We start from the raw sequence: 4,355 nt of genomic DNA, 5'->3' as shown, positions 1-4,355 counted from the left end.
CACAGCGAGTTCAATTTCACTGAGTCTCGGGTGGAGACAGCCTGGCCATCATTACGCCATTCGTGCAGGTCGGAACTTACCCGACAAGGAATTTCGCTACCTTAGGACCGTTATAGTTACGGCCGCCGTTTACTGGGGCTTCGATCAAGAGCTTCGCCTTGCGGCTGACCCCATCAATTAACCTTCCAGCACCGGGCAGGCGTCACACCGTATACGTCCACTTTCGTGTTTGCACAGTGCTGTGTTTTTATTAAACAGTTGCAGCCAGCTGGTATCTTCGACTGGCTTCAGCTCCATCCGCGAGGGACTTCACCTACATGCCAGCGTGCCTTCTCCCGAAGTTACGGCACCATTTTGCCTAGTTCCTTCACCCGAGTTCTCTCAAGCGCCTTGGTATTCTCTACCTGACCACCTGTGTCGGTTTGGGGTACGATTTAATGTTACCTGATGCTTAGAGGATTTTCCTGGAAGCAGGGCATCAACTACTTCTGCACCGTAGTGCATCGTCATCACGCCTCAGGGTTAATATGCAACCGGATTTACCAGGTCACACCCCCTACACGCTTAAACCGGGACAACCGTCGCCCGGCTAGCCTAGCCTTCTCCGTCCCCCCTTCGCAGTAACACCAAGTACAGGAATATTAACCTGTTTCCCATCGACTACGCTTTTCAGCCTCGCCTTAGGGGTCGACTCACCCTGCCCCGATTAACGTTGGACAGGAACCCTTGGTCTTCCGGCGAGCGGGCTTTTCACCCGCTTTATCGTTACTTATGTCAGCATTCGCACTTCTGATACCTCCAGCAACCCTCACAGGCCACCTTCAACGGCTTACAGAACGCTCCCCTACCCAACAACGCCTAAGCGTCGCTGCCGCAGCTTCGGTGCATGGTTTAGCCCCGTTACATCTTCCGCGCAGGCCGACTCGACCAGTGAGCTATTACGCTTTCTTTAAATGATGGCTGCTTCTAAGCCAACATCCTGGCTGTCTATGCCTTCCCACATCGTTTCCCACTTAACCATGACTTTGGGACCTTAGCTGGCGGTCTGGGTTGTTTCCCTCTTCACGACGGACGTTAGCACCCGCCGTGTGTCTCCCGTGATAACATTCTTCGGTATTCGGAGTTTGCATCGGTTTGGTAAGCCGGGATGGCCCCCTAGCCGAAACAGTGCTCTACCCCCGAAGATGAGTTCACGAGGCGCTACCTAAATAGCTTTCGGGGAGAACCAGCTATCTCCCGGTTTGATTGGCCTTTCACCCCCAGCCACAAGTCATCCGCTAATTTTTCAACATTAGTCGGTTCGGTCCTCCAGTTAGTGTTACCCAACCTTCAACCTGCCCATGGCTAGATCACCGGGTTTCGGGTCTATACCTTGCAACTAATCGCCCAGTTAAGACTCGGTTTCCCTACGGCTCCCCTATACGGTTAACCTTGCTACAAAATATAAGTCGCTGACCCATTATACAAAAGGTACGCAGTCACACCACGAAGGTGCTCCCACTGCTTGTACGTACACGGTTTCAGGTTCTATTTCACTCCCCTCGCCGGGGTTCTTTTCGCCTTTCCCTCACGGTACTGGTTCACTATCGGTCAGTCAGGAGTATTTAGCCTTGGAGGATGGTCCCCCCATATTCAGACAGGATGTCACGTGTCCCGCCCTACTCATCGAACTCACGACCTGTGCATTTTAGTGTACGGGGCTATCACCCTTTGCTGCGCGACTTTCCAGACGCTTCCACTAACACACAAGCCGATTCAGGTTCTGGGCTCCTCCCCGTTCGCTCGCCGCTACTGGGGGAATCTCGGTTGATTTCTTTTCCTCGGGGTACTTAGATGTTTCAGTTCCCCCGGTTCGCCTCATGCCACTATGTATTCATGACATGATAGTGTGTCGAAACACACTGGGTTTCCCCATTCGGGTATCGCCGGTTATAACGGTTCATATCACCTTACCGACGCTTTTCGCAGATTAGCACGCCCTTCATCGCCTCTGACTGCCTAGGCATCCACCGTATACGCTTAGTCACTTAACCTCACAACCCGAAGATGTTTCCATCGTTCGTGCTGCAAACATTTGAGAGACTCTATGACAGGTTACTCTTCATCCCAGTACATCTACGGAGGGATAAATTTCAGCCGTCATGTTTCAATTTTCAGCTTGTTCCAGATTGTTAAAGAGCAATATCTTAAACATGACTCGCAAGTCATCTTTAAGATTTTTTCGGTTATCGCTAACCGGTGATAATGTCTTTCACTCATTATCGGAATGGCGTCCCCAAGGGGATTCGAACCCCTGTTACAGCCGTGAAAGGGCAGTGTCCTAGGCCTCTAGACGATGGGGACACGAAAATCCGATTAAACTGAATAACTTAATCGGTTCGTATCAGCATGAATGACTCATGGCATCAACAGGTAGCGCTTTGCTCGTTACTTTTCATCAGACAATCTGTGTGAGCACGCCACTCGAATCAATATCTTTAGGTAAGGAGGTGATCCAACCGCAGGTTCCCCTACGGTTACCTTGTTACGACTTCACCCCAGTCATGAATCACAAAGTGGTAAGCGCCCTCCCGAAGGTTAAGCTACCTACTTCTTTTGCAACCCACTCCCATGGTGTGACGGGCGGTGTGTACAAGGCCCGGGAACGTATTCACCGTAGCATTCTGATCTACGATTACTAGCGATTCCGACTTCATGGAGTCGAGTTGCAGACTCCAATCCGGACTACGACATACTTTATGAGGTCCGCTTGCTCTCGCGAGGTCGCTTCTCTTTGTATATGCCATTGTAGCACGTGTGTAGCCCTACTCGTAAGGGCCATGATGACTTGACGTCATCCCCACCTTCCTCCAGTTTATCACTGGCAGTCTCCTTTGAGTTCCCGGCCGAACCGCTGGCAACAAAGGATAAGGGTTGCGCTCGTTGCGGGACTTAACCCAACATTTCACAACACGAGCTGACGACAGCCATGCAGCACCTGTCTCAGAGTTCCCGAAGGCACCAAAGCATCTCTGCTAAGTTCTCTGGATGTCAAGAGTAGGTAAGGTTCTTCGCGTTGCATCGAATTAAACCACATGCTCCACCGCTTGTGCGGGCCCCCGTCAATTCATTTGAGTTTTAACCTTGCGGCCGTACTCCCCAGGCGGTCGATTTAACGCGTTAGCTCCGGAAGCCACGCCTCAAGGGCACAACCTCCAAATCGACATCGTTTACAGCGTGGACTACCAGGGTATCTAATCCTGTTTGCTCCCCACGCTTTCGCACCTGAGCGTCAGTCTTCGTCCAGGGGGCCGCCTTCGCCACCGGTATTCCTCCAGATCTCTACGCATTTCACCGCTACACCTGGAATTCTACCCCCCTCTACGAGACTCTAGCTTGCCAGTTTCAAATGCAGTTCCCAGGTTGAGCCCGGGGATTTCACATCTGACTTAACAAACCGCCTGCGTGCGCTTTACGCCCAGTAATTCCGATTAACGCTTGCACCCTCCGTATTACCGCGGCTGCTGGCACGGAGTTAGCCGGTGCTTCTTCTGCGAGTAACGTCAATTGATGAACGTATTAAGCTCACCACCTTCCTCCTCGCTGAAAGTGCTTTACAACCCGAAGGCCTTCTTCACACACGCGGCATGGCTGCATCAGGCTTGCGCCCATTGTCCAATATTCCCCACTGCTGCCTCCCGTAGGAGTCTGGACCGTGTCTCAGTTCCAGTGTGGCTGGTCATCCTCTCAGACCAGCTAGGGATCGTCGCCTAGGTGAGCCATTACCCCACCTACTAGCTAATCCCATCTGGGCACATCTGATGGCAAGAGGCCCGAAGGTCCCCCTCTTTGGTCTTGCGACGTTATGCGGTATTAGCTACCGTTTCCAGTAGTTATCCCCCTCCATCAGGCAGTTTCCCAGACATTACTCACCCGTCCGCCGCTCGTCACCCAGGGAGCAAGCTCCCCTGTGCTACCGCTCGACTTGCATGTGTTAAGCCTGCCGCCAGCGTTCAATCTGAGCCATGATCAAACTCTTCAATTAAAAGCTTGATTTGCTTCCACTCGAGAAGCGATGCTCAAAGATTTACTGCATGAATTTTACTTCAGTTAGTCACTCTTCAAGACTTGATATTTTTTTGCATCCGAAGATGCTGGATATCGTCTTGTGGAGTGCCCACACAGATTGTCTGATAAATTGTTAAAGAGCAGTGAGTTAGTCGCTTTCGCTTGCTAACTCGAGGTGGCGTATATTACGCTTTTCACCCGGAGAGTCAAGCGTTTATTTCGCTTTCTTCTCGCTGACCCGGCGGCTTGTCAGTCGTTGTTCCCGGTCAGTGGAGGCGCATTATAGGGAGTTCTCGGCGGGCCGCAAC

Annotated in this window: 1 tRNA gene and 2 rRNA genes; all 3 read right to left on the bottom strand. The window is 51.8% G+C overall.

From position 1 onward, the window contains the following. A 23S ribosomal RNA gene (locus AB0924_RS38450) occupies positions 1-2,033 on the bottom strand; the annotation flags it as partial. Positions 2,034-2,267: 234 nt separating this feature from the next. Further along, a tRNA-Glu gene (locus AB0924_RS38445) sits at positions 2,268-2,343 on the bottom strand. Positions 2,344-2,482: 139 nt separating this feature from the next. Next, a 16S ribosomal RNA gene (locus AB0924_RS38440) occupies positions 2,483-4,024 on the bottom strand. Positions 4,025-4,355: the final 331 nt, after the last annotated feature.

Origin of the sequence: Streptomyces sp. NPDC047869 (genome assembly GCF_040704065.1) — a bacterium.
Taxonomy (GTDB): Bacteria; Actinomycetota; Actinomycetes; order Streptomycetales; family Streptomycetaceae; genus Streptomyces.
Note: the sequence above shows the minus strand (reverse complement) of the source record. Positions and strands in the feature narration are given on the sequence as shown.